Here is a 24973-nt window from a genome sequence, read left to right as displayed (position 1 = left end):
GCAGGGAAAGGCGAAGGGCCCGGGGCGTGCGCCCCGGGCCCTCCTGTGCGGAGACTGAGTCAGTCGACTCAGATGTCGCCCGCGATGTACTTGACGGCCTTGTAGCCGCCCTTCGTGTCGTACTCGTAGATGCCGATGGACGCGGACGTCGGGCTGCCCGTGTCGCTCATCTCGATCGGACCGGAGACACCGTCGTAGTCGATGTCCTTGTCGTCGGCCAGCAGATCAGCGCACTGCTTGAACGTCGTGCACTTCTCGCCGCCCTTCGTGACCTCGACCAGCTCCGACGCGATGGCCTCGCCCGAGTCGTTGCCGGCCGCGATGGCCGCCAGCGCCGAGGTGATGACCGCGTCGTAGGACTCCGCCGCGTAGGAGTAGTCCTTCAGCTTCGGGTCGATGGCCAGCAGACGCTCACGGAACTCGCCCGTGGCCTCGGCGCCGGGGACCGTGCCCTTGACACCCTTCAGGTCGGCCGCGAACGACTCGGCGGAGTAGTCGGCCACGTTGCCGTCGACGAAGTACGTCGCGACGTCCTGCGGGCCGACGCCCTTGCCGACCAGCTGCGGGATGATCTTCTTGGTCTCGTCGAACGCGATCAGCACGACGGCGTCGGGCTTCGCGGCGGCGACGTCGTCGACCTGCGCGTCGTACGAGGGAGCCTTCTCGCCGTAGAACGACGTGACGGCGACCTTCGAGCCGGCGGCCTCGAGGCCGGACTTGACCTGCTCGGCCAGCGTCTCGCCGTACGAGTCCTGGCGGGCCAGGATGGCGACGTTCTGGCGACCGTCCTCGACCAGCAGGTTGGCCATGACGGCACCCTGCAGGACGTCGGACGGAGCGGTGCGGAAGTACAGGTCGGGCTCGGCGTACTTGCCCTCGTCGAAGTCGGTCGACGTGTTGGCCGGCGAGTACTGGACGACGCCCGCACCGAGGATCTTGTCGATGACGGTCATCGAGACGCCCGACGACGCGGCGCCGACGATGACATCGGCCTTGGCCTTGATCAGCTTGTCGGCCTCGGCCGGAGCGATGCCCGAGTCGGTGTCGCCCGAGTCGCCCTTGACGTGGCGCGCGTCCTTGCCCAGGACACCGCCGGCCTCGTTGATCTCCTGGACGGCCAGGTCGACACCGGCGAACTCCGGCGGGCCGAGGAAGGCGAGGCTGCCGGTCTGCGGGAGCAGCGAGCCGACGACGAACTCGCCGTCGCCCTTCGCCACATCCTTGTCGTTGTCGTCAGAGCTTTCGTCGCCGCCGCCACAGGCGGCGAGGACGAGTGCGCTGGCGCTGGCCAGTGCGGCCAGACGGAGCGTCGTGGTGGAGCGCTTCATCAATCCTCCGTGTGAGTAATCCGCACGGGTCGGTTCGCCCGGCGCGATGTGACAAGAAACCTAGTCGCCGGACGTTTCCAAATCTCGCATGATGCGTGATTGGGAGGTTTCGTAGCCAACTTGTAACCGTTGCCACACTCGGGGTCCGTCACCCCTGCAAAGACGGCCCGTTCTCGATCACGGCCTCGGCCACCTGACGCATCGACAGCCGCACGTCCATGGCCGTCTTCTGGATCCAGCGGAAGGCCGCGGGCTCGCTCAGGCCGAGGGACTCCTGCAGCACCGCCTTGGCCTGCTCGACGACCTTGCGGGTGGCGAGCTGCTCCTGCAGGTCGCCGACCTCGGACTCGAGGGCCCGGAGCTCGGCGTAGCGGCTGCGCGCCATCTCGATCGCCGGCACCAGGTCGGAGGCGGTGAACGGCTTGACGAGGTAGGCCATCGCGCCGGCCTCGCGGGCCCGCTCGACGAGCTCGCGCTGGCTGAACGCGGTGAGCATGACGACCGGCGCGATCCGCTCGGCGGCGATCTGCGAGGCCGCGGTGATGCCGTCGACGCCGGGCATCTGGACGTCCATCATCACCAGGTCGGGCTGGTGCTCGCGGGCGAGGTCGACGGCGGCCTGCCCCTCGGCGGCCTCCCCCACGACGTCATAGCCCTGCTCGGCGAGCATCTCGGCCAGGTCCATCCGGATGAGGGCTTCGTCCTCGGCGATCACCACGCGCGGCGCGGGGGCGGTCGAGCGTTCTGCGTCGTTCACCCACTAAGGTTATCGGGCACGACGGTGAGCCGGGATGGCGGAATGGTAGACGCGGTGGTCTCAAAAACCACTGTCCGCAAGGGCGTGCGGGTTCGAGTCCCGCTCTCGGCACTCATCCCCTGACGAGGACCGATCTTTCGTCCTTTGGCACCCTGCAGGGACGAGTCCTTTTTCCTTCTGGTCGCCCCAGCGACATCTTGGTACCAAGATCGGTGTCCACAGGGCGGCGCCGGCCCCCATTGGCGTCCACAGGACTTCGTCTGTCAGTGGTTCGAGCGGCCGGGCGAGGCGACCGTCGACCCATGGACGTGCTCACCACTGCCGAGGCCCTGTCACTCCTCAGCCGCTCGGCCCTGCGGCATCGCCTGTCCACCGGCCAGTGGCAGCGCCCCGCGCGTGGCGTGATCGTCACCCACAACGGCCCACTCACCCCCGACCAGCGTGAGCGCGTCGCCCTCGCCGCAAGCCCTGTGGGATCGGCGCTCGCCGGACTCACCGCGGCGTCGCGGCTGGGGCTCAAGGGCTTCGAGCCCCACGCCATCCACCTTGTCCTGCCCGCGGGCGCGAAGCGACCGTCCGTCGAGGCCGTCGTGCACTGGAGCACGATGCTCGATTCGAGGGATGTGCTTCCCCGGTCGCCGCGGGTCACGACGCTCGAGCGAAGCGTCGTCGACGCGGCCAGCTGGTCCGACTCGATCCTGCGCGCCCGTGTCCTCGTGATCGCCGCGTTCCAGCAGAAGCTCACCAGCATCGCCCGGATGCGCGACGCGCTCAGCCGGCGCGGACCGTGCCGGCACCGCGGCGTCATCATCGAGTCGATCCTCGACGCCCACGGCGGAATCCAGTCCTTGCCCGAGCGGGACTTCGAGGAGGTCCGCGTGCTCGCGGGCCTGCCGAGACCGACCCGTCAGGAGCGGGTGAAGCACCCGAGCGGCCGGTACTTCCTCGACGTGTGGTGGGAGCAGTTCAACCTGGCGATCGAGATCCACGGCATCCCGCACCTCGCGGTCGAGCAGTGGAGCTACGATCTGCACCGGACGAACGAGCTGGTGATCGACGGCCGGCGCGTCCTGGTCTTCTCGTCGTTCGCGATCCGGCACGCCCGCGACGCCGTCATCGACCAGCTGCGCCGAGCGGTCGCCGCAGGCTGACGAAACGTGGTACCACGATGTCGCTGGGGCGACCCGAAGGTCGACACATCCGTCCCCGTCGGCGACCCGAGGGTCGAAAGATCGACGCTCCGTCAGGCGATGGTGGGCGGGGTCTCCTCGGGGTCGTAGGCCGCGACGACACGGTTGATCGCGTCGCCCATCTTGTGCACGCGCAGGGCGTTGGTGGAGCCGGGGATGCCCGGAGGGGCACCGGCCACGATGACCACGCGGCGGCCCTGCTCGCAGCGCTGCTGGCCGAGGAGCTCGCGGTCGACCTGGAGCGCGATCTGGTCGGTGTGGCTGATCTCGGGCGTCAGGAACGTCTCGACGCCCCACGTCAGCGCGAGCTGGTTGCGCACGAGCGTGTGCGGCGTGAACGCCAGCACCGGGATCGACGAGCGATAGCGCGCCATGCGGCGAGCCGAGTCGCCCGTGGTGGTGAACGCGATCATGAGGTCGGCCTCGACCGACTCGGCCACCTGCGAGGCGGCGCGGCAGATGATGCCCGTCGTGGTCTTGGGCTGCCACGTGAACGCGGCCATCCGCGGCAGGCCGTGGTCCTCGGTGGAGCCCACGATCCTCGCCATGATGCGCACGGTCTGGATAGGGAACTGGCCCACGCTGGTCTCGCCCGACAGCATCACCGCGTCGGCGCCGTCGAGCACCGCGTTGGCGACATCGCTGGCCTCGGCGCGCGTGGGCCGCGGGGCCGAGATCATCGACTCGAGCATCTGGGTGGCGACGATGACCGGCTTGGCGTTGCGGCGCGCCTTCTCGATGATGAGCTTCTGCACGATCGGCACGTCCTCGAGCGGCAGCTCGACGCCCAGGTCGCCGCGCGCCACCATGAAGCCGTCGAACGCGTCGACGATCTCGTCGAGGTTCTCCACGGCCTGCGGCTTCTCGATCTTGGCGATGATCGGGCGGTGCACGCCCTCCTCGTCCATGATCGCGCGGACCTCGGCGGCGTCCGCGGCGTTGCGCACGAACGACAGCGCGATGAAGTCGACGCCGACGCGCAGGGCCCAGCGGAGGTCGTCGATGTCCTTCTCGCTCATCGCGGGGACGCTGACGTTCACGCCGGGCAGGTTGATGCCCTTGTTGTTGCTGACGGCGCCGGGGACCTCGACCGTGGTGACGACGTCGGTGTCGGTGACCTCGGTGGCCCGGAGGCGGACCTTGCCGTCGTCGATGAGGATCTCGTCGCCGGCCTGGACGTCGCCCGGCAGCCCGGAGTACGTCGTCGAGCACAGGTCGCGCTCGCCCTGCACGTCACGCGTGGTGATCGTGAAGCGGTCGCCGTAGCTCAGATCGTGGGGGCCGTCGGCGAACCGGCCGAGCCGGATCTTGGGACCCTGGAGGTCGGCCAGGACCGCGATGGCCTTGCCGGTGGCGTCGGCGGCCTGGCGCACGCGCTCGAGGCGCTTGAGCTGGTCGCTCTGCTCTCCGTGGCTCATGTTGAGCCGGGCCACATCCATGCCGGCGATCGCCAGCTCCAGGATGCGTTCGGCGGTGTCGGTCGCGGGTCCGAGGGTGCAGACGATCTTGGCTCTACGCACGTCGTCCAGCCTAGTCCTGCTCCGAACCCAACCGCGAGTCACACGCCCACGCGGCCGGGTCCGGAGCGGACGGGTCAGACCGTGAGCGGTCGCGCCGTGGGCGGGATCGGCTTGGGGAGCGTGGTCGATCCGGTCAGCCACGCGTCCACGCCGGCGGCCGCTCCGCGGCCCTCGGCGATCGCCCACACGATGAGCGACTGGCCGCGACCGGCGTCACCGGCCACGAAGACGCCCTCGACGCTGGACATGTAGTCGAGGTCGCGCTTGATGTTGCCGCGCTCGTCGAGGTCGACGCCGAGCTGCTCGACGACGCCGCCGGTCTCGGGACCGGTGAAGCCCATCGCGAACAGCACGAGCTGCGCCGGGATGACCTTCTCGCTGCCCTCGACCTCCTGGAAGCGGCCGTCGATCATTTCGACCTCGACGATGTGCAGGCCGCTGACGTGGCCGTTCTCGTCGCCGACGAACTCCTTCGTGGAGACGGCGTAGACGCGCTCGCCGCCCTCCTCGTGCGCCGAGGCGACGCGGTAGATCATCGGGTAGGTCGGCCAGGGGTGGGCGTCGGCCCGCTCCTCGCTGGGACGCGGCATGATCTCGAGGCTCGTGACCGAGCGCGCGCCCTGGCGGATCGAGGTGCCGAGGCAGTCGGCGCCGGTGTCGCCGCCACCGATGATGACGACGTCCTTGCCCGTGGCGACGATCTGGTCCTCGACCGTCTCGCCCAGCGCGACGCGATTGGCCTGCGGCAGGAAGTCCATCGCCTGGTGGATGCCCGCGAGCTCGCGGCCGGGGGCCGGGAGGTCACGACGGACGGTGGAGCCGATCGCCAGCACGACGGCGTCGTACCGCTCGCGCAGCTGCTGGCCCGTGATCGCCTCGCCGACGGCGACGCCGGTGCGGAACACCGTGCCCTCGCGCTGCATCTGGTTGATGCGGCGGTCGACGTGCGACTTCTCCATCTTGAACTCGGGGATGCCGTAGCGCAGCAGGCCACCGGCCTTGTCGTCGCGCTCGTACACCGCGACCGTGTGGCCGGCGCGCGTCAGCTGCTGCGCGGTGGCCAGGCCGGCGGGGCCGGAGCCCACGACCGCGACCGTCTTGCCGGTCAGCCACTCGGGCGTCTCGGGCTTGACGTTGTGCATGTCCCAGGCCTTGTCGATGATCGAGACCTCGACGTTCTTGATGGTCACCGGGTCGCGGTTGATGCCCACGACGCAGGCCGTCTCGCACGGCGCCGGGCACAGCCGCCCGGTGAACTCGGGGAAGTTGTTCGTCGCGTGCAGGCGATCGATCGCGTCCTCCCAGTCGTCGCGCCAGACCAGGTCGTTCCACTCGGGGATCAGGTTGCCCAGCGGGCAGCCCTGGTGGCAGAACGGGATGCCGCAGTCCATGCAGCGTCCGGCCTGCTCCGAGATGATCGGCAGCAGGGCTCGGCCGGCACCGCCGGGATAGACCTCGTTCCAGTCGTTCACCCGCTCCTCGACGGGGCGGCGCTCGGCCACCTTGCGGGGCGTGGTCATGAAACCTCGGGGATCAGCCACGGGCTGCCACCTCCATCATGCGTGCAGTCGTCTCGTCCTCGGAGAGTCCTTCCGACTCCGCCGAGGCTTTCGCTTCCAGGACCCGCCGGTAGTTGACCGGCATGATCTCGCTGATGCGAGCCAGGCTCGCGGACCAGTCGCGGAGCAGCTGCTCGGCCACGGCCGAGCCCGTCTCCTCGAAGTGGCGGCGCACGATCGCCTCCAGCTCGGCACCGGTGGCCTCGGGCACGGGGCGCACCTCGACCATCTCGGGGTTGACCACGTCGTGGTCGAGGTCGAGCACGTAGGCCGACCCGCCGCTCATGCCGGCCGCGACGTTGCGGCCGGTCGGGCCCAGGATCACGACGCGGCCGCCGGTCATGTACTCGAGCGCGTGGTCGCCCACGCCCTCGACGACCGCCGTGGCGCCGGAGTTGCGGACGCAGAAGCGCTCGCCCACCTTGCCGCGCAGGTAGATCTCGCCGCCGGTGGCGCCGAAGCCGATCACGTTGCCGGCCACGATCTGGCCCTCGGCCGCGAACTGCGACTCGCGCGGCGGGCGGACCACGATGCGGCCGCCCGACAGGCCCTTGCCGACGTAGTCGTTGCCGTCGCCCTCGAGGCGCAGCGTGATGCCGCGCGGCACGAAGGCGCCGAATGACTGGCCGGCCGAGCCCAGGAACGTGATGTCGATCGTGTCGTCGGGCAGGCCCGCGCCGCGGTAGCGCTTGGTGACCTCGTGACCGAGCATCGTGCCCACGGTGCGGTTGACGTTGCGGATCTCGAGCTGGGCCCGGACGGGCTCGCCCTTCTCCAGCGCGTCGCCCGCGAGCGCGATGAGCTCGTTGTCGAGGGCGCGGTCGAGGCCGTGGTCCTGCTCCACCGTGCGGCGCAGCGAGGCGCCCTCGGGCAGCTCGGGCCGGAACAGCACGGGCGCCAAGTTCAGCGAGCTGGCCTTCCAGTGGTCGATCGCCTCGCGGACGTCGAGGACCTCCGCGTGGCCGACGGCCTCGTCGATGCTGCGGAAGCCGAGCTCGGCGAGGATCTCGCGGACCTCCTGCGCGATGAACTCGAAGAAGTTCACGACGTACTCGGCCTTGCCGGAGTACTTCTCGCGCAGCGAGCGGTTCTGCGTGGCGACTCCCACGGGGCAGGTGTCGAGGTGGCAGACGCGCATCATGATGCAGCCCGAGACCACGAGCGGCGCCGTGGCGAAGCCGAACTCCTCGCCGCCGAGCAGCGCGGCGATCACGACGTCGCGACCCGTCTTGAGCTGGCCGTCGACCTGCACGACGATGCGGTCGCGCAGCCCATTGAGCAGCAGGGTCTGCTGGGTCTCGGCCAGGCCGAGCTCCCACGGACCACCGGCGTGCTTGAGGCTCGTCAGCGGGGACGCGCCGGTGCCGCCGTCGTGGCCGGAGATCAGCACGACGTCGGCCTTGGCCTTCGAGACGCCCGCCGCGACCGTGCCGACGCCGACCTCGGAGACCAGCTTCACGTGGACGCGGGCCGACGGGTTGGCGTTCTTCAGGTCGTGGATGAGCTGCTTGAGGTCCTCGATCGAGTAGATGTCGTGGTGCGGCGGAGGGCTGATGAGGCCCACGCCCGGCGTCGAGTGACGCGTCTTGGCCACCCACGGGTACACCTTCGGACCGGGCAGCTGGCCGCCCTCGCCCGGCTTGGCGCCCTGGGCCATCTTGATCTGGATGTCGTCGGCGTTCGTGAGGTATTCGCTCGTGACGCCGAAGCGGCCCGACGCGACCTGCTTGATCGCCGAGCGGCGCTCGGGGTCGTAGAGGCGCTCGGGGTCCTCGCCGCCCTCGCCGGTGTTCGACTTGCCGCCGAGGCGGTTCATCGCGATGGCGAGGGTCTCGTGCGCCTCCTGGCTGATCGAGCCGTACGACATGGCGCCGGTGGAGAAGCGCTTGACGATCTCGGAGATCGGCTCGACCTCGTCGATCGAGATGGGCTGACGGTCGGAGTTGAACTTCATCAGACCGCGCAGCGTCATCAGGCGGCCGGACTGGTCGTCCACCTTCTGCGTGTACTGCTTGAAGATGTCGTACCGGCCCGTGCGCGTGGAGTGCTGCAGGCGGAAGACGGTGTCGGGGTCGAAGAGGTGCTCCGGACCCTGGCGGCGCCACTGGTACTCGCCGCCGACCTCGAGCAGGCGGCGCGGACCGGCGATGCCCTTCGTCGGGTAGGCCTTGAGGTGGCGCGCGTGGACCTCGTCGGCGATGACGTCGAGGCCGACGCCGTCGAGCTTGCTCGACGTGCCGGTGAAGTAGCGGTCGACGACCTCGTTCGACAGGCCGACGCACTCGAAGATCTGCGCGCCGGTGTACGACGAGACCGTCGAGACGCCGATCTTGCTCATGACCTTCAGGACGCCCTTGCCCAGGCCGTAGGCCACGTTGCGGGCGGCCTTGGTCGGGTCGACGCCCTCGACGTAGACGCCCTCGCGGGCCAGGTCCTCGGCGGTCTCGAGCGCCAGGTACGGGTTGACCGCCGTGGCGCCGAAACCGATGAGCAGGGCCACGTGGTGGACCTCGCGGACGTCGCCGGCCTCGATCAGCAGGCCGGCCTGCGTGCGCAGCTTCTCGCGCACCATGTGGTGGTGCACGGCGCCGGTCAGCAGCAGCGACGGGATGGGGGCGAGGTCGACGTTGGAGTGACGGTCCGACAGCACGATGATGCGCGCGCCACGGTTGACGATCGCGTCGGACACCTCGGCGCAGATCTCGTCGAGGCGCTTCGCGAGCGCCTCTCCCCCGCCGAGCACGTCGTACAGGCCGCGGACGACGTGCACGCTGAAGCCGGGCATGTCGCCGTCACGGTTCATGTGGCGGATCTTGGCCAGCTCGTCGCTGTCGATCACGGGGAACGGCAGCTGCAGCATGCGGCACGAGGCCGGGCTGGGGTCGAGCAGGTTCTTCTCGGGGCCGATGGTGCCGGCGAGCGAGGTGACGACCTCCTCGCGGATGGCGTCCAGCGGCGGGTTCGTGACCTGCGCGAACAGCTGGCTGAAGTAGTCGAACAGCAGGCGCGGGCGGTCGGACAGCGCCGCGATCGGCGTGTCGGTGCCCATCGAGCCGATGGCCTCCGCTCCGGTGCGCGCGATCGGCGCGACGAGCTTGCGGACCTCCTCCTCGGTGTAGCCGAACACCTGCTGGCGACGGGCGACCGAGGCGTGCGTGTGCACGATGTGCTCGAGGTCGGGCAGGTCCTCGAAGCGCACGAGGCCCGAGTACAGCCACTCCTCGTACGGGTGCTCGGTCGCGAGCGAGCGCTTGATCTCGTGGTCCTCGACGACGCGGTGCTCGGCGAGGTCGAGCAGGAACATCTTGCCCGGCTCGACGCGGCCCTTGCGGGTGATCGTCTTGGGATCGATGTCGAGCACGCCGGCCTCGGACGCGAGCACGACGAGGCCGTCCTCGGTGATGACGTAGCGGCCGGGGCGCAGGCCGTTGCGGTCGAGGACCGCACCGATCTGGGTGCCGTCGGTGAAGCACACCGCGGCGGGGCCGTCCCAGGCCTCCATGACGGTGGAGTGGAACTCGTAGAACGCGCGGCGCGCGGGATCCATCTCGGCGTTGTTCTCCCACGCCTCGGGGATCATCATCATCACCGCGTGCGGCAGCGAGCGACCGCCCAGGTGCAGCAGCTCGAGGACCTCGTCGAGCGAGGCCGTGTCCGAGCCGTCGGGGCTGCAGATGGGGAACAGGCGCGACAGGTCGCCGGGGATCAGGTCGCTCTCGAGCAGCGCCTCGCGGGCGCGCATCCAGTTGCGGTTGCCGCGGGCGGTGTTGATCTCGCCGTTGTGCGCCAAGTAGCGGAACGGGTGCGCCAGCGGCCAGCTCGGGAACGTGTTGGTGGAGAAGCGGCTGTGCACGATCGCCAGCGCCGACTCCATGCGCTCGTCGAGCAGGTCGGGGAAGAACACGTCGAGCTGCTCGGTCGTGAGCATGCCCTTGTAGACGAGGGTGCGAGACGACAGCGACGGGAAGTAGACGCCCGCCTCGTGGTGCGCGCGCTTGTTGACCGCGTAGGTGAGGCGGTCGAGCTCGAGTCCCGCGGTGGAGCGGTCCGGCGTGGTGACGAAGAACAGCTCGAAGGCGGGCATCGCGGCGTAGGCCATGGAGCCGAGGATCGACGGCTCGACCGGAACCTCGCGCCAGCCCAGGACTTCGAGACCCTCCTCGGCGGCGATGCGCTCGACGTCGGCCTTCGCGGCGGTGACGCGCTCGCGCGGCAGGAACGCCATGCCCGCGGCGTAGTGGCCGAGATCGGGCAGCTCGGTCGGGGCGACGCCACGCAGGAACCGGTCCGGCACCTGCATGAGGATGCCGGCGCCGTCGCCGGTGTTGGGCTCGCCGCCGACGGCGCCACGGTGGTCGAGGTTGCGCAGGGCCGTCAGGCCGTGCTGCACCATCTCGTGGCTGGGCACGCCGGTGAGGGTGGCCACGAAGGCGACACCACAGTTGTCGTGCTCGTTGGCGGGGTCATAGAGGCCTTGCGCCGGGGGCGCGGCCGAGAAGAGAGGACGATCCATCGAAAGAACCTGTCGTCGGTGCCAAGGGGAAAGAACTGGGCGAGGACGACATTGGCCTCATCAGCGGATTCAGATTACCTCAAGATTTCGCGCGACCCGAACCCCGGGCTCGCGTGCCTCAGGTGGCGGCGCAGGCGGGGGCCGGCGGCAGCGGGGCGGGGACCCCGACCGACGGCATGCCCAGGCCCACGGAGCCGGGCGAGACGGAGGTGCGGCCCTGCCGCGCCTCCCACGCGTCGCCGGCCCGGGTGCGGCGCACCTCGATCGGCTCGTCGTCGGCCACGAGGTGGTGCGGCGACGCCTTCGTCACCGTGGTCACCACGAGGTCGCCGGGGCGCACGTCGTGACCGCCCGGCGTGAAGTGCACGAGGCGGTTGTCGCGGGCGCGCCCGCTCATGCGGTGGGTCTCAGCGTCCTTGCGGCCACCGGCCTGCGACTGGTCGGAGACGAGCAGCTCGACGACCGTGCCCTCGAGTCGCTGGTTCTCGGCCCACGCGACCTCCGAGACGAGGGCGGCGAGGCGCTCGTAGCGCTCCTGCACCACCGCCTTCGGCAGCTGGTCGGGCAGGTCGGCGGCGGGCGTGCCGGGACGCTGGGAGTACTGGAAGGTGAAGGCGCTGGAGAACCGCGCCTTCCGTACGACGTCCATCGTCTCGAGGAAGTCCTCCTCGGTCTCGCCGGGGAAGCCCACGATGATGTCGGTGGTGATCGCGGCGTCGGGCATCTGCGCGCGCACGCGGTCGAGGATGCCCAGGAAGCGCTCCTTGCGGTAGGAGCGGCGCATCGCCTTGAGGATGCGGTCGGAGCCGGACTGCAGCGGCATGTGCAGCTGCGGCATGACGTTGGGGGTCTCGGCCATCGCGGCGATGACGTCGTCGGAGAACGCGGCCGGGTGCGGCGAGGTGAAGCGCACGCGCTCGAGACCCTCGATCCGGCCGCACGCGCGCAGCAGCTTCGAGAACGCCTCGCGGTCGCCGAACTCGACGCCGTAGCTGTTGACGTTCTGGCCCAGCAGCGTGACCTCGACGACGCCCTCGGCGACGAGCGCCTCGATCTCGGCGAGGATGTCGCCGGGGCGGCGGTCGCGCTCCTTGCCGCGCAGCGCCGGGACGATGCAGAACGTGCAGGTGTTGTTGCACCCCACGCTGATCGACACCCACGCGGCGAACACGGAGTCGCGCTTCGTGGGGAGCGTGGACGGGAAGACCTCGAGCGACTCCAGGATCTCGACCTGGGACTCCTCGGCGATGCGCGCACGCTCCAGCAGGACGGGCAGCGAGCCGATGTTGTGGGTGCCGAAGACGACGTCGACCCACGGGGCGCGCGTGGTGATCGTGTCCTTGTCCTTCTGCGCCAGGCAGCCGCCCACGGCGACCTGCATGCCGGGCTTCTTCGCCTTGAGGCTCGCGACGTGACCGAGGTTGCCGTACAGCTTGTTGTCGGCGTTCTCACGCACCGCGCACGTGTTGAACACGACGAGGTCGGGGGTCTCCCCCGACGGCGCCGCGGCGTAGCCCGCCGTCTCCAGCAGACCCGACAGCCGCTCGCTGTCGTGGACGTTCATCTGGCAGCCGTACGTGCGCACTTCATAGGTCTTCGTCATGACCGTCCCATGGTACGTGGGCCGGCGGACGCGAGAGTCGACACGCGGTCGTCCGAGTCCGACCGCCGCTACGGTGGCGCGATGGTCGAGTATCCGAACGGCTCCACTCCCCTGGTCCGCACGTGGTTCGAGGACGAGGAGGCGTGGCAGCGCCTCCTCACCGAGGCGGTGACGCGCGCCCAGGAGGAGCGGGACGAGTACGCGAACATCGCGATCGTCGACGACCCGGACGCCGCAGGACTCTCCCTTTCCGACCTCGCGGCGCTGCACCCCGTCCCGACCGGCCTCAGCCTCGTGATCGTCGCGGACCGGCGAGCCATGACCGAGGCCGGGCACCCGCTGCTGGTCCTCCTCGCCGACGGCGCCTCCCCGCCGCCGCAGATGCGTGCCGCGGCGGACCAGATCGCCGGTCTCGAGATCAACGTGGCGCTGCTGGCCAACCTCGACTGGGAGGACTTCGCCACGCACGTCGGACCCGACGGCGTGTTCCGAGGCTTCGGCTGACGGGGCTCAGAGGGTCGCGAGGATCTGGTTGAGGCGCGCGACCTCGGCGGACTGCGACGCGGCGACGTCGGCGGCGAAGCCGCGGTTCGTCGTGTCGATGCCGTCGCTGAGCGCTCGGTCGGCCATCGCGAGGGCGCCCTCGTGGTGGGCGATCATGCGGCGGACGAAGAGCTTGTCGAACGCCGTGCCGCGTGCCGCGGCCAGCTCGTCGAGCTGCTCGGGGGTGAGCATGCCCTGCGTGTGCGTGGCGTGCTCGCCGGTGGCCTCGAGCGGCGCCTCCGGCAGGTCGCGATCGCGGAGCCAGTTCTGCATCGTCTCGATCTCGGTGCGCTGCGTGTCGCTGATGCGCTGGGCGAACCCGGCGACCTCGGAGTCCTTCGCGTGCTTCGCCGCCAGCGCGGACATCTCGACCGCCTGCTGGTGGTGCGGGACCATCATCTCCACGAACTCGCGGTCGACCTCGTTGTAGTCGTCCTGCGGGGTCGTGAGGTCGTCCGGGTCGACGGTGCGGCTGGACTCCCCCACCTTGCCCGGCACGTTGACGACCGGACCGTCGCTCTTCTCCTCGTCGCCGGAACAGGCCGAGGCCACGGTGAGCGTCAGGACGACGCCCACCGTGGCCACGACACGACGAGCCAAGGTCACCTGGTGACCCGGATCGTCACCTTGGCGCTCTGGGCCGAGACCGACGCACTGCCGCCGTAGGCGACCGTGGCGCGGTACGTGCCCGCCTTCAGCTTCGGCAGCGTGATGGTCACGGCGCCGTTGCGCAGGACGCCGGCCGCCTTCTTGCCGCCGACGGTGACGGTGACCTTGCCGGTCGGCGTCGTGCCGGTGGCGGTGACCTTCACCGTCAGCTTGCCGCGCTTCGAGGCCTTCACCTTCGTGACCGAGGCCGCCTTGACCTTCGCCGTCGCCTTGAGGACGTCGAACGAGACGACCGAGGACGTCGAGGCCGTGCTGCCCGACGACGACGGCACGAAGGCCGCACGCAGCGCGTGACGCTTGGCGACCGGGAAGTCGCGCGGCAGCCTCACGCTGGCCTTGCCACCGGACAGGGCCACGCCCTTCGCGATGACGCCGCCACCGTGGCTGAACGTCACGGTGCCCTCGGCGCTTTCACCCGTGACCGTGGCGGTCAGCGTAGCGGGGCTCGAGCCGAAGACCTGCGACTTCGGGCTGACCGACAGCGCGGTCGTGGTGGTGACGGCGGTGAGCTCGACCGAGGCCGCGTACAGGGCCTCGTCCAGCTCGGAGTCGCCGCGGACGACGAACGAGCGCGTGCCGACCTTGGCCGAGGCCGGGACGGTCACCGAGAGCGAGGCGGAGCCGTCCGCCTCGGCGCGACCCGTGGCCAGGACCTCGGGCTCGGCGCCCGTGCTCCACACGTCCACGTACTCGCCCTCGTCGAACGTGCCGGCGGGAACCGAGACGGTGACGTCGCGGTCGGTGCCGGCGCGGAAGCTCGCGGGCGAGACCTCGGCCTCGGGGAGCGACCCGAGCGACGGGACGACCGGGGCGGTCTTCCAGTCCCACGTGATGGGCTCCTGCGTGGCGGGGTTGCGGACGTCCTGGCGGTGACGGACGGCGTCGGCGAACTCGTCGCCCTTCAGCTTGAGCACGTCGAGCCCGCGGCCGATCTCCGAGCCGTAGAGGTAGCCGTTGTGGTGGTAGACGGCCCAGTAGCCGCCGAGGACCAGGTTGTTCTCGCCCAGCGAGCCGCGATCGAAGTAGCCGATCTCCTGCGGCTTGGTCTGGTTCGAGAAGTCGATCAGCGAGGCGCCGCCCTGGTACCAGGCCTGGACCATGACGTCACGGTCGCCGACCTGGACGATGTTGCCCTCGTGGCCGACGCAGTTCTCGCGCGTCGACTGGCGGCGCGGGATCTTGTAGTAGCTGCGCAGGGTCAGGTCGTCGCCCTCGATCGAGAAGATCGCGTTGGCGCCGCGGTACTGCGGGGTGCCGGGCAGGCAGGTGGCCGAGGAGCCGCCGCCGAGCTCGTCCTGGAAGACGACCTTGCTCGCGTCATCGCTGAACTGCGCGGTGTGCCAGAACGCGTAGTTCTCGTCACGGACGCGCTCGGTGACCGCCGGGTTCAGCGGGTCGGAGATGTCGACCATGACGCCGTCGCCCATGCACGCCGCGGCGAGCAGGCCCTTGGCCGGGTAGGCGGTCAGGTCGTGGCAGCCGTTCGTCGCCGAGGTGGAGGCGCCGCCGTCGACACGGTCGGCCGTCGTGAACGCGGGGTTCTCCGCGTCCCACAGCGAGACCTCCTTGGCGATGTGCGCACCGGCGGGATCGTCGAGATCGACCTCGATGATCTCGAGCTGCTGGTGCGGGGGCTTGCAGTAGAACGCCGAGGCCGAGACGTCGTACGCGGCGTTGTACAGGTAGACGCTGTTGTCGTCGCCCGGCTTGGGGACGAGCGTGTGCGTGTGCGAGCCGCAGCGGGTCTTCACGTTGCCGACGTACTGCGGCGAGGCCGGGTTGCTGATGTCGAAGATCCGGATGCCCTCCCACGCGGCGGCGTTCGAGGAGGCGACGGCGGCCGCCCCGCACTCCGAGCCGTTGCGCGGCTGGTCGACCGAGAAGAACAGCAGGTCGCCCGCGATCGAGAGGTCGCCCTGGTAGCCCGGGCAGATGGTGTTGGAGACGACCTGCGGATCCTCCGGGTTGCTCACGTCGTAGGCGACGAAGCCGTTGTAGCTGCCCTGGTAGACGTAGTCGCCCTTGAACGCCAGGTTCGACATCGTCGCCTGGCCCTCCTGCAGCGGAACGTTCTTCACGAGCTCGACGTTGGGCGTGGCCTTCTCCTGGCCGAACGCCAGCGGCGCGGTGAAGTCCATCGGCACGAACGGCACGCCGCCGGGGGCGATCGAGCCGCTGCTCTCGTCCTCCGACGTGACGTCGGCGCCGGCGCTGGCGCCGCCGAGGATGCGGGCCTGCTCACGGGTCTCGGGGACGAGCGGATCGGCGACGGCCGGGGTCGCCAGGGCGCTGAGCCCCAGGGCGATCAGGGCCGCCGCGCTCAGGGTGCGACGGAGGGAAGCGGATCTCAAGGCAGGGTCCTCACTCGGGCTGAAACGTGACGCACGTCTCTTCCATGCGTTGGGCAGATCGTAGAAGAGTTTTGTTGCCGGTTTGCTACGCGGTGGCGGACAAGCCTGATGTGACCAGTGATGCCAGTGAAAATTGGTGGGACGACGCAGCGGCGGCGGCCGCGCCTCGGTTGCGATCCGGTTGCGGTCTCGGGCCCACCGGGTTCAACAGTTGCGCGGGCGGGGGCGCTGCGGTTGGGTGGTACGTCATGGGAGACACCACCACGCCGATGGTCCGCATGGACGGAGTCCAGAAGTGGTTCGGCGACCTGCACGTGCTGCAGGACATCGAGTTCGAGGTCGCTGGCGGTGAGGTCGTCGTGGTGATCGGGCCCTCCGGCTCGGGCAAGTCCACGCTGTGCCGCGCCATCAACCGGCTCGAGCCGATCAACGAGGGAACGATCGAGATCGACGGCGTCCCGCTGCCCGAGGAGGGCAAGGCCCTCGCCCGGCTGCGCGCCGAGGTCGGCATGGTCTTCCAGTCGTTCAACCTGTTCAGCCACAAGACGGTCCTCGAGAACGTCACGCTCGGACCGATCAAGGTGCTGGGCAAGTCCAAGTCCGAGGCCGAGCAGCGCGCCCGCGAGCTCCTCGACCGCGTCGGCGTCGGCGCCCAGGCCGGCAAGCTGCCGTCGCAGCTGTCCGGCGGCCAGCAGCAGCGCGTCGCGATCGCCCGCGCCCTGGCGATGGACCCCAAGGTGATGCTCTTCGACGAGCCCACCTCCGCGCTCGACCCCGAGATGATCAAGGAAGTCCTCGACACCATGGTCGACCTCGCCAAGGGCGGCATGACGATGGTCGTGGTCACCCACGAGATGGGCTTCGCGCGCACCGCCGCCGACCGCGTCGTCTTCATGGCCGACGGGCGCATCGTCGAGCAGAACACGCCCGACGAGTTCTTCACCAACCCGCAGAGCGATCGAGCCAAGGACTTCCTCGGCAAGATCCTCAAGCACTGATCTGCATCACGACGTATCTCGCAACATCGATCCCGAAGGGGGAGGACGAAAGATGAGAGCACGAAGGACACGGTTCGCGGCCGTCCTGGCCGCCGGCCTGTTGGCACTGAGCGCCTGCGGCGACGCGGGCAACAGCGATGACGAGGGCTCCGGCCCGGACGTCGAGGTCGAGGAGCAGGACTTCGAGGCCGGCACCCGCATGGCCGAGCTCCAGGAGGCCGGCTCGGTCAAGATCGGCGTCAAGTACGACCAGCCCGGCGTCGGCTTCAAGACCGCCACCGACGACGCCCCGTCCGGCTTCGACCCCGAGATCGGCAAGATCCTCGCGGCCAAGCTCGGCATCAAGGCTGAGGACATCGAGTGGGTCGAGGCCGTCTCGGCCAACCGCGAGCCCTTCCTGCAGAACGGCACGGTCGACTTCGTCATCGCGTCGTATTCGATCACCGACGACCGCCGCAAGGTCGTGGGCCAGGCCGGCCCGTACTACGTCACCGGCCAGAGCCTGCTGGTCGCCAAGGACGACGACTCGATCAACGGTCCGGACGACCTCAAGGGCAAGAAGGTCTGCTCGGTCACCGGCTCCACGTCGATCAAGACCGTCGAGGAGGAGTTCGGCGCCACGCCGGCCGGCTTCGACACCTACTCCGAGTGCGTCCGTCAGCTCGAGAACGGCTCGGTCGACGCGGTCACCACCGACGCGGCCATCCTGCTCGGCTACGCCGCGGAGAACCCCGACGAGCTCAAGGTCGTCGGCGAGCCCTTCTCCGAGGAGCGCTACGGCATCGGCTACAGCAAGGACAGCCCCGAGCTGTGCCAGTTCATCAACGACAGCCTGACGTCGGCCTTCGAGGACGGCACGTGGGCCGAGGCGTTCGACGCGACCCTGGGCAAGGGCGGCGCCGACGCGGGCGACCCGCCCACGCTGGACGAGTGCGCCTGACGTGACGACCGACCGACGACGAGGGTGGTGAGATGGACTTCTCGTTCCTGCAGGACAGCTGGGAGCTGCTCCTGAAGGGCTTCTGGGTCACGCTGCGAGTGTTCTTCGCCAGCGGTCTCATCGCCCTCGTCCTCGGCACGTTCGTCGCCGTGGCCCGGGTCAGCCCGGTCCCGGCGATGCGGGCGGTGGGCACGGCGTACGTCACGCTGTTCCGCAACACTCCCCTGCTCCTGCTGCTGTTCATCACCTACTACGGCCTGCCGGCCATGGGGATCGACTTCGGCTTCTTCTGGAACGTCTCGCTCGCGGCCGGGCTCTACACCGCCGCGTTCGTGTGCGAGGCGCTCCGGTCGGGCATCAACGGCGTGCCCCTGGGTCAGGCCGAGGCGGCGCGCGCCGTGGGCATGCCCTTCAGCATGACGATGACCCAGGTGATCCTCCCCCAGGCGTTCCGCCTCGTGGTGCCGCCGATGGCGAGCGTGTTCATCGCCCTGGCCAAGAACACGTCCCTCGTCGCCGCGCTCGGCTTGGCGGACATCGCGTTCCGCCTCCAGGGCCTGATGCGCGACTACCCCAGCTCGCGCACGGCGGTGTTCCTCACGATCGCGGCGATGTACATCATCATCGTGGCGGCGATCTCACTCGTGGCCTCCTGGGCCGAGCGTCGCTGGAAGGTGGAGTCGCGATGAGCACGCTGCTGTTCGACGTCCCCGGTCCCCGAGCCCGTCGTCGCCACCAGATCCTGTCCGTGGTGACCGTCGTGGTCGTCGCGGCGTTCCTCGGCCTCGTCGTGTGGCGCTTCGCCTCCACCGGCCAGTTCGACTACGAGCTGTGGGAGGTCTTCGTCACCCCGGCCTACATCGAGATCATCCTCGAGGGCCTCTACTACACGCTGCTCGCCGCGGTCATGGCGATCGCCGGCGCCCTCGTGTTCGGGATGCTGTTCGGCATCGGGAAGCTGTCGGACCACGCGTGGGTCCGCTGGCCCTGCTGGGCCATCGTCGAGTTCTTCCGGGCCGTCCCGCTCTTCATCCTCATCACCTACCTGTGGGCGCTCTACCGCTTCCAGATCGAGCTGCTCGCTCCCCTGGTGATCGGCCTGATCCTCTACAACGGCTCGGTCCTGGCCGAGACCTTCCGCGCCGGCATCAACGCCGTGCCGAAGGGCCAGGTCGAGGCGGCGTACGCGCTCGGCATGCGCAAGAGCGCCGTGATGCGTATCGTCCAGCTGCCGCAGGCGATCAAGATCATGACGCCGGCGATCATCAGCCAGTGCATCGTCGCGCTCAAGGACACCTCGCTGGGCTACATCATCGTGGCCCCCGGCCTGACCTACGCCGGACGCCAGATCTGGCGGGAGTTCGACAACCACCTGCAGGTCGCGCTGGTCCTCGGAGCGATCTACATCATCCTCAACCTGTGCCTCGAGCAGCTCGGCCGCTTCGCCCAGCGACGCCTCACCGAGTCGCGCACCGTGCAGGGTGACGCGGGTGCCGACGACGCCACGCTCGCCGTTCGCTGACCCGAGGCAGGACCGGCCGCGTTGCCGGGTCACAATGTCGCCGTGACACCTGTGTTCTGGCGCGACGTGCGCCTCGTGCCGGTCCACTCGGCGGCCCCGAGCGATCCGGTCTGCCTCCGCGTCGCCGACGGAACGATCGTGGCCGTGGGCCCGGACCTAGGGCCCGAGCCGGGCGACCGCGTGATCGACGCCGAGGGCCGCTGGGCGATCCCCGGGCTGTGGGACCAGCACGTGCACCTGACCCAGTGGGCGCAGACCCGCACGCGGCTCGACGTCTCGGACGCGACCGACCCCACGGCGGCGGTCGAGATCGTCCGCGCGCACCTGCCGTCCGTCCCCGACGGCGACTGGCTGTTCGGGTTCGGCTTCCGGCTCGCGGGCTGGGAGCGTGAGCCCACCGTCGCCGAGCTCGACGCCGTCACCGGCGACCGTCCCGTCGTCCTCACCAGCGGCGACGCCCACACCGGCTGGCTGAACTCCGCGGCCCTCTCGGCGCTCGGCGCTCCCCCGAGCGACGGGCCGCTGACCGAGGCGCCGTGGTTCGCCCTGATGGCCGAGGTCGTCGAGCGCAACGCGGCCCAGGACGGCGGCCGCGCCGTGGCGGACGCGATCGCCCAGGCCGCCTCGCGCGGCGTCGTCGGCATCGTCGACTTCGAGTGGGCCGAACCCCTCGCCATCTGGTGCGAGCGCATCGCGCAAGGACTGGACGCGCTGTGGGTGCGCTCGGCCGTGTACCCCGAGTACCTCGACGACGTCATCGCCGCCGGGCTCCGCACGGGCTCCCCCGTCACGCCCGATGGCCCGGTCACGGTGGGTCCGCTCAAGATCATCTCCGACGGCTCGCTGAACACCCTGACGGCGTTCTGCCACGACCCCTACGGCGGCGGCTCCGACCGCGGCGTGCAGAACCACGACCGTGTCGCGCTGATCGAGCTGCTGACCCGAGCGCACGGCTCCGGCTTCCGGGCAGCCGTGCACGCGATCGGCGACGCGGCCGCCCACGAGGCGCTCGCCGCGTTCGCGGCCACCGGCGCCGTCGGCAGCATCGAGCACGCGCAGCTGCTGACCGGACTCGACATCGCCGAGATGGCACGTCTGGGCGTCACGGCGAGCGTCCAGCCCGGCCACCTGCTCGACGACCGCGACGTGACCGCCCGGCTCTGGGCCGACCGCGCCGACCGCTGCTTCCGGCTGCGTGGACTCCTCGACGCCGGTGTCACCGTCGCCTTCGGCTCGGACGCCCCGGTGTCGCCACTGGACCCGTGGTGGGCCATGGCGGCTGCCGTCCACCGCTCCGCCGACGAGCGGGCGCCGTGGAACCCCGGCGAGGCCCTGAGCGCCGCCGAGGCGCTCGCCGCCAGCGTGGACGGCCGCGACACCCTCGCGGTCGGGAGCCCGGCAGATCTCGTGCTGCTGGATCGCAACCCGCTGACGCCCGTCGGCGACTCGGCCGCGGTCGCGTCCCATCTGCGCGCCGTGGGCGTCGAGGCCACGATGCGCGCCGGCCGCCTCACCCACACGGCGCTGAGCCTGGCCTGACGCCCTACTTCTTGGGCGTCACCCACAGGTGGATCGTGCCCTCGACGGTCACGGTGCCGTCGGCGCGCGTGGCGCGGACGGTGATCGGGACCTCCGGTCCGCCCGCCCAGTCGGTGGCGTCGCTGTCGGCCGTGCAGACCACGTCGGAGTCCGACTTCGCAAGGTACTTCACGTCCATGCCCTTCGGCAGCCAGCGGTGGTCCGGCGGGCACGTGGCTTCGGCCAGGAGCCCCATGGCCGCCTCGAGCCCGTTGCAGGCCGCGATCGCGTGCACCGTCCCGATGTGGTTCTTCGTGGAGCGACGCAGCGGCACGACGACCTCGCCGTGATGGGGACGCATGTCGACGATGCGCAGGTGCGCGCTCGCGAAGTAGGGCGCCGCGCGGGAGAAGAGCTGACCGAAGACGGCACGCCCCTTGGGCAGGGCCGAGAGCTTGCGGTACATCGCATAGGTCGAGGGCATGACGGTGATGTTACTCGACAGTAGGATCGAATGTCGCGCGCTGGGCGGTGCAGACCACGTCGGCCCACGGAGCACCCTCGGGCTGGATCCACAGACCCGTGACGAAGCCGCACTTGCTGAGCACGCGAATCGACCGGTGGTTACGGGCGTCGGGCGCCGCGAGGAACCGCGGGGCGTCCGGGTACTCCGGCACCAGCACGTCGCGGCAGAACCGCTCGATCATCTCGGTGCCGAGGCCCTTGTCGACCAGGTCGGGGTCGCCGATGAGGTAGTCGAACGCGACGGCCTCGGGGTCCTGGCAGCGCACCGTGAGGTCGTCGTCGGAGGCCACGACGAAGCTCTGCAGGTAGCCGACCGGGACTCCCCCGAGCTCGGCGATCCACATCCGCACCGGGTCGTCACCGGAGAGGCGCCGACCGTAGCGACGACGTGCGTGGTCAATGTCCTCGAGACGGTCGGGGAACCACGCCAGCACGTGCGGCTCGCGCCGCCAGGACACGACCGCCCCCAGGTCGGCGTCGGCCAGGGGGCGGAACGTGAACACGCGGACAGCGTAGGGCGACCGACGTCAGGTCGACTCGATCGCCACGTGCTCGGCGTCGAGCTCGGCACGGACCACGTCGAAGGCGACCTGCGGCGCGTAGCCCTTGCGGGCGAGCATCGCCGTGAGCCTCCGAACCTGCACGGACTGGTCGAGGCCGCCTACCGAACGCAGCTTGCGCTGCACGAGACGGTGGGCCGCCTGACGCTCGAGGTCGGGATCGACGTCGGCCAGGACCACGTCGATGACCTCGGGCGCGACGCCCTTGCGCTGCAGCTCCATCCGCAGCACCGACCGCGCCAGACCCTTCGCGCGACCGCGCTGCTCGACCCACAAGCGGGCGAACCGCTCGTCGTCGACCAGTCCCTCGGACTCGAGCTGGTCGACGACCACGTGTGCGACGTCCTCGGGGAACTTGCGACGCGCGAGCGCGTCGAGAAGCTCACCGCGGCTGCGGTCGCGCGCGGCCAGACGATCCATCGCGATCGTCCGGCCCGCGACGACGACGGCCCGAGGATCCGCGTCCGGATCCGTGGGGTCGATCATCAGAAGTCGGCGGCCGAGAGGTCGCCCGCGAGGTCGTCGACGACGACGGCAGGATCGGCCGGCTGGTCGACCTGCGGCCCGATGCCCAGGTGCTCCTTGATGCGCTTGTCGATCTCGTCGGCGAGGTCGGGGTTGTCGCGCAGGAAGTTGCGGGCGTTCTCCTTGCCCTGGCCCAGCTGGTCGCCCTCGTACGTGTACCAGGCGCCGGCCTTGCGGACGAAGCCCGCGTCGACGCCGAGGTCGATCAGGCTTCCCTCGCGGCTGATGCCCTGGCCGTACATGATGTCGAACTCGGCCTGCTTGAACGGCGGCGCGACCTTGTTCTTGACGACCTTGACGCGGGTGCGGTTGCCGACCATGTCGGTGCCATCCTTGAGCGTCTCGATGCGGCGCACGTCGAGGCGGACCGAGGCGTAGAACTTCAGCGCCTTGCCGCCCGTGGTGGTCTCGGGGCTGCCGAACATCACGCCGATCTTCTCGCGGAGCTGGTTGATGAAGATCGCCGTCGTGCCCGAGCCGTTGATCGCGCCGGTCATCTTGCGCAGCGCCTGGCTCATGAGGCGGGCCTGCAGGCCGACGTGGCTGTCGCCCATCTCGCCGTCGATCTCGGCGCGCGGCACGAGGGCGGCGACCGAGTCGATGACGATGATGTCGAGCGCGCCGGAGCGGATCAGCATGTCGGCGATCTCGAGCGCCTGCTCACCGGAGTCGGGCTGGGACACCAGCAGGGCGTCGGTGTCGACGCCCAGCTTGCGGGCGTACTCGGGGTCGAGCGCGTGCTCGGCGTCGATGAAGGCGGCCACGCCGCCGGCCTTCTGCGCGTTGGCCACCGCGTGCAGCGCGACCGTCGTCTTGCCCGAGGACTCGGGGCCGTAGATCTCGACGACGCGGCCACGCGGCAGTCCGCCGATGCCGAGCGCGACGTCCAGCGAGACGGCACCGGTGGGGATGACCTCGATGGGAGCCCGTGCCTGATCGCCCAGGCGCATGACCGCACCCTTGCCGTACGACCGGTCGATCTGCGCCAGGGCGTTCTCGATCGCCTTGTCCTTGTTGGCTCGCTCCTTGGCGATGTCCTTGTTCGAGGGGGTGCTGCTCTTGGGAGGCATGCTGCGTCCTTCGTGTCGTCGACCGTGGCGGTCGGGTGGCGGGCCATCTTCGACGGTAGGCGGACCCACTGACATTCGTGAGCCTCGTCGACTCGCCTGTGGATGCTGCCCGACCTCACCGTCGGCCTGTGGACGAGCCTAGACCGAACACCTGTTCGACGGAAGCGCGACACGCCGAACGCCCCTCCCCTCGCGATGGCACACGCGGGAAGGGGCGTTCGCACAAGGTCTCAGGCGGTCAGGGCCTCGCCGATCGCGCTGACGAAGGCCGGAAGATCGTCGGGATTGCGGCTCGTGATGAGGTTGCCGTCGACCACCACGGTCTCGTCCACCCACTCGCCACCGGCGTTGCGGATGTCCACCTCGAGGCTCGGGTAGCTGGTGAGCCGCCGGCCCTTCACGAGGTCGGCCGAGACGAGCAGCCACGGCGCGTGACAGATCGCAGCGACCGGTAGGCCGGACTCGAGTGCGGCCGAGACGATCCCCCGCGCCTGCTCGTCCTGGCGGATGTGGTCGGCGTTCACCGTGCCCCCGGGGAGCACGATCACGTCGGGCCACTGCTGGTGGAAGCCGTCGAGCGTGCCGTCGACGCGGACCGAGATGGTCTTGTCGACGTCGCCCTCCATCGCCTGGAGAGTGCCCTCGTGCGGGGCGAAGATCCTCACGTCCGCCCCCGCTGCCTCCAGCTCGTCGCGCGGGGTCGTGAGCTCGGACTCCTCGAAGTGGTCGGTCGCGATGATCGCGACATGCTTGCCGGTCAGGTCGGGAAGTTCGCTCATTCCTCGACGCTAGCTCAACGGTCGCGTGCCGGCAGGTCGAGCGCGGCGTGCACCGCACGCCAGATGCGCTGCGGGTCGACGCCCGCGTCCAGCGCCTCGACCGGGGTGCGCCCGTCGAGCGATGCGATCGCCTGTTGGCGTGCCCACGAGGCGGCGTAGGCCGGCCCGAGGGCCGCCTCCATGCGCTGCCAGAACTCGCTGTGCCTCACGCGGCGGAGGCCTGGGCCTCGTCGCGGGCGATCGACGACACGGTGGCCAGGTCGGCCGCCTCCTCCAGCTCGAGCAGCGAGCTGACGTCGAGCAGGACCTTGCTGAGCGGAACCTCGAGCGCCTGGGCGAGCGCGGCGAGCAGCTCGGAGCTGGCCTCCTTCTGCCCGCGCTCGACCTCGGAGATGTAGCCGAGGCTGATCCGGGCCCGCTCGGAGACGTCGCGCAGGGTCAGGCCCTCGGCGAGACGACGCGCGCGCAGCACGTCACCGATGAGTTCACGCATCGCGGTCATC

The 24973-nt window shown here is 70.1% G+C and carries 22 protein-coding genes and 1 tRNA gene; 8 read left to right on the top strand and 15 right to left on the bottom strand.

The window, feature by feature from the left end; translation table 11 throughout:
- Positions 1 to 68: 68 nt before the first annotated feature.
- Positions 69 to 1328, bottom strand: a complete 1260-nt coding sequence (locus ACGWYL_RS12110) for an ABC transporter substrate-binding protein (protein WP_179424992.1) — start codon at positions 1326 to 1328, stop codon at positions 69 to 71.
- A 148-nt stretch (positions 1329 to 1476) separates the two neighbouring features.
- The gene (locus ACGWYL_RS12105) at positions 1477 to 2085 is read right to left on the bottom strand and encodes an ANTAR domain-containing response regulator (RefSeq protein ID WP_395487301.1); all 609 of its coding nucleotides are present in this window, start codon (positions 2083 to 2085) and stop codon (positions 1477 to 1479) included.
- 28 nt (positions 2086 to 2113) lie between these two features.
- Here ACGWYL_RS12105 and ACGWYL_RS12100 point away from each other — a divergent pair.
- Together ACGWYL_RS12100 and ACGWYL_RS12095 are read left to right on the top strand one after the other, a co-directional pair.
- Positions 2114 to 2196: transfer RNA gene (locus ACGWYL_RS12100), tRNA-Leu, on the top strand.
- 191 nt (positions 2197 to 2387) lie between these two features.
- Positions 2388 to 3236, top strand: coding sequence for a DUF559 domain-containing protein (locus ACGWYL_RS12095; RefSeq protein WP_395487300.1), 849 nt, complete (start codon positions 2388 to 2390; stop codon positions 3234 to 3236).
- A gap of 92 nt (positions 3237 to 3328) precedes the next feature.
- Here the strand turns inward: ACGWYL_RS12095 and pyk are convergent, their stop codons facing one another.
- The 4 genes from pyk to miaB all read right to left on the bottom strand — a co-directional run bounded on the left by pyk (position 3329) and on the right by miaB (position 12470).
- The gene (gene pyk / locus ACGWYL_RS12090) at positions 3329 to 4795 is read right to left on the bottom strand and encodes a pyruvate kinase (RefSeq protein WP_395487299.1); all 1467 of its coding nucleotides are present in this window, start codon (positions 4793 to 4795) and stop codon (positions 3329 to 3331) included.
- Positions 4796 to 4869: 74 nt separating this feature from the next.
- A complete protein-coding gene (locus ACGWYL_RS12085; protein ID WP_179424996.1) occupies positions 4870 to 6336 on the bottom strand; it encodes a glutamate synthase subunit beta in 1467 nt (488 codons plus the stop codon).
- Positions 6329 to 10867: a glutamate synthase large subunit gene (gltB, locus tag ACGWYL_RS12080; RefSeq protein ID WP_395487298.1), complete on the bottom strand. Its 4539-nt coding sequence runs from the start codon at positions 10865 to 10867 to the stop codon at positions 6329 to 6331. The genes ACGWYL_RS12085 and gltB overlap by 8 nt, the downstream gene beginning before the upstream one ends.
- A gap of 118 nt (positions 10868 to 10985) precedes the next feature.
- Positions 10986 to 12470, bottom strand: coding sequence for a tRNA (N6-isopentenyl adenosine(37)-C2)-methylthiotransferase MiaB (gene miaB / locus ACGWYL_RS12075; RefSeq protein ID WP_395487297.1), 1485 nt, complete (start codon positions 12468 to 12470; stop codon positions 10986 to 10988).
- An 81-nt stretch (positions 12471 to 12551) separates the two neighbouring features.
- Here miaB and ACGWYL_RS12070 point away from each other — a divergent pair, with 81 nt between their 5' ends.
- The gene (locus tag ACGWYL_RS12070; RefSeq protein WP_395487296.1) at positions 12552 to 12974 is read left to right on the top strand and encodes a DUF6924 domain-containing protein; all 423 of its coding nucleotides are present in this window, start codon (positions 12552 to 12554) and stop codon (positions 12972 to 12974) included.
- Between the two features lie 6 nt (positions 12975 to 12980).
- On the opposite strand, the gene ACGWYL_RS12065 is transcribed toward ACGWYL_RS12070, so the two are convergent.
- Positions 12981 to 13619, bottom strand: coding sequence for a DUF305 domain-containing protein (locus ACGWYL_RS12065; protein ID WP_395487295.1), 639 nt, complete (start codon positions 13617 to 13619; stop codon positions 12981 to 12983).
- Positions 13616 to 16033 carry an Ig-like domain repeat protein gene (locus tag ACGWYL_RS12060; RefSeq protein ID WP_395487294.1) on the bottom strand — a complete coding sequence of 806 codons (2418 nt, stop codon included), beginning with the start codon at positions 16031 to 16033 and terminating at the stop codon, positions 13616 to 13618. The genes ACGWYL_RS12065 and ACGWYL_RS12060 overlap by 4 nt, the downstream gene beginning before the upstream one ends.
- A 269-nt stretch (positions 16034 to 16302) precedes the next feature.
- Between ACGWYL_RS12060 and ACGWYL_RS12055 the strand changes: the two genes are divergently transcribed.
- From ACGWYL_RS12055 to ACGWYL_RS12035, 5 genes are read left to right on the top strand one after another with little or no spacing between them, the layout of a single operon-like run.
- Positions 16303 to 17031 carry an amino acid ABC transporter ATP-binding protein gene (locus ACGWYL_RS12055; protein WP_179428165.1) on the top strand — a complete coding sequence of 243 codons (729 nt, stop codon included), beginning with the start codon at positions 16303 to 16305 and terminating at the stop codon, positions 17029 to 17031.
- Positions 17032 to 17083: 52 nt separating this feature from the next.
- Positions 17084 to 17971 (top strand): glutamate ABC transporter substrate-binding protein, encoded by an 888-nt coding sequence (locus ACGWYL_RS12050; protein WP_179425007.1) that lies wholly within the window; start codon positions 17084 to 17086, stop codon positions 17969 to 17971.
- A 32-nt stretch (positions 17972 to 18003) separates the two neighbouring features.
- Complete coding sequence (locus ACGWYL_RS12045) at positions 18004 to 18660, top strand: amino acid ABC transporter permease (protein WP_179425009.1); 657 nt, start codon at positions 18004 to 18006, stop codon at positions 18658 to 18660.
- Positions 18657 to 19493 carry an amino acid ABC transporter permease gene (locus tag ACGWYL_RS12040; protein WP_395487293.1) on the top strand — a complete coding sequence of 279 codons (837 nt, stop codon included), beginning with the start codon at positions 18657 to 18659 and terminating at the stop codon, positions 19491 to 19493. Before ACGWYL_RS12045 ends, ACGWYL_RS12040 begins: the two co-directional genes overlap by 4 nt.
- 42 nt (positions 19494 to 19535) lie before the next feature.
- Positions 19536 to 21032, top strand: coding sequence for an amidohydrolase (locus tag ACGWYL_RS12035; RefSeq protein ID WP_395487292.1), 1497 nt, complete (start codon positions 19536 to 19538; stop codon positions 21030 to 21032).
- Positions 21033 to 21036: 4 nt separating this feature from the next.
- Here ACGWYL_RS12035 and ACGWYL_RS12030 read toward each other — a convergent pair whose 3' ends face one another.
- From ACGWYL_RS12030 to ACGWYL_RS12000, 7 genes are all read right to left on the bottom strand, one after another.
- Entirely contained in the window at positions 21037 to 21495 is a 459-nt protein-coding gene (locus ACGWYL_RS12030) for a hotdog fold domain-containing protein (RefSeq protein WP_179425016.1), read from the bottom strand.
- A 10-nt stretch (positions 21496 to 21505) separates the two neighbouring features.
- Positions 21506 to 22039, bottom strand: coding sequence for a GNAT family N-acetyltransferase (locus tag ACGWYL_RS12025; protein WP_395487291.1), 534 nt, complete (start codon positions 22037 to 22039; stop codon positions 21506 to 21508).
- A 24-nt stretch (positions 22040 to 22063) separates the two neighbouring features.
- Positions 22064 to 22582 (bottom strand): regulatory protein RecX, encoded by a 519-nt coding sequence (locus ACGWYL_RS12020; protein ID WP_179425020.1) that lies wholly within the window; start codon positions 22580 to 22582, stop codon positions 22064 to 22066.
- Positions 22582 to 23655 carry a recombinase RecA gene (gene recA / locus ACGWYL_RS12015; RefSeq protein WP_317628319.1) on the bottom strand — a complete coding sequence of 358 codons (1074 nt, stop codon included), beginning with the start codon at positions 23653 to 23655 and terminating at the stop codon, positions 22582 to 22584. The genes ACGWYL_RS12020 and recA overlap by 1 nt, the downstream gene beginning before the upstream one ends.
- A gap of 266 nt (positions 23656 to 23921) precedes the next feature.
- Positions 23922 to 24470, bottom strand: a complete 549-nt coding sequence (locus tag ACGWYL_RS12010) for a type 1 glutamine amidotransferase domain-containing protein (RefSeq protein ID WP_179425024.1) — start codon at positions 24468 to 24470, stop codon at positions 23922 to 23924.
- 14 nt (positions 24471 to 24484) lie between these two features.
- Complete coding sequence (locus tag ACGWYL_RS12005; protein ID WP_179425025.1) at positions 24485 to 24679, bottom strand: DUF3046 domain-containing protein; 195 nt, start codon at positions 24677 to 24679, stop codon at positions 24485 to 24487.
- Positions 24676 to 24972, bottom strand: a complete 297-nt coding sequence (locus tag ACGWYL_RS12000; protein ID WP_179425027.1) for a helix-turn-helix domain-containing protein — start codon at positions 24970 to 24972, stop codon at positions 24676 to 24678. Before ACGWYL_RS12000 ends, ACGWYL_RS12005 begins: the two co-directional genes overlap by 4 nt.
- Position 24973 lies beyond the last annotated feature (1 nt).

The sequence above is a fragment of the Aeromicrobium sp. JJY06 genome (genome assembly GCF_044069275.1).
In the GTDB taxonomy this organism is placed as follows: Bacteria; Actinomycetota; Actinomycetes; order Propionibacteriales; family Nocardioidaceae; genus Aeromicrobium; species Aeromicrobium tamlense.
This window is presented reverse-complemented; position numbering and strand designations above follow the sequence as displayed.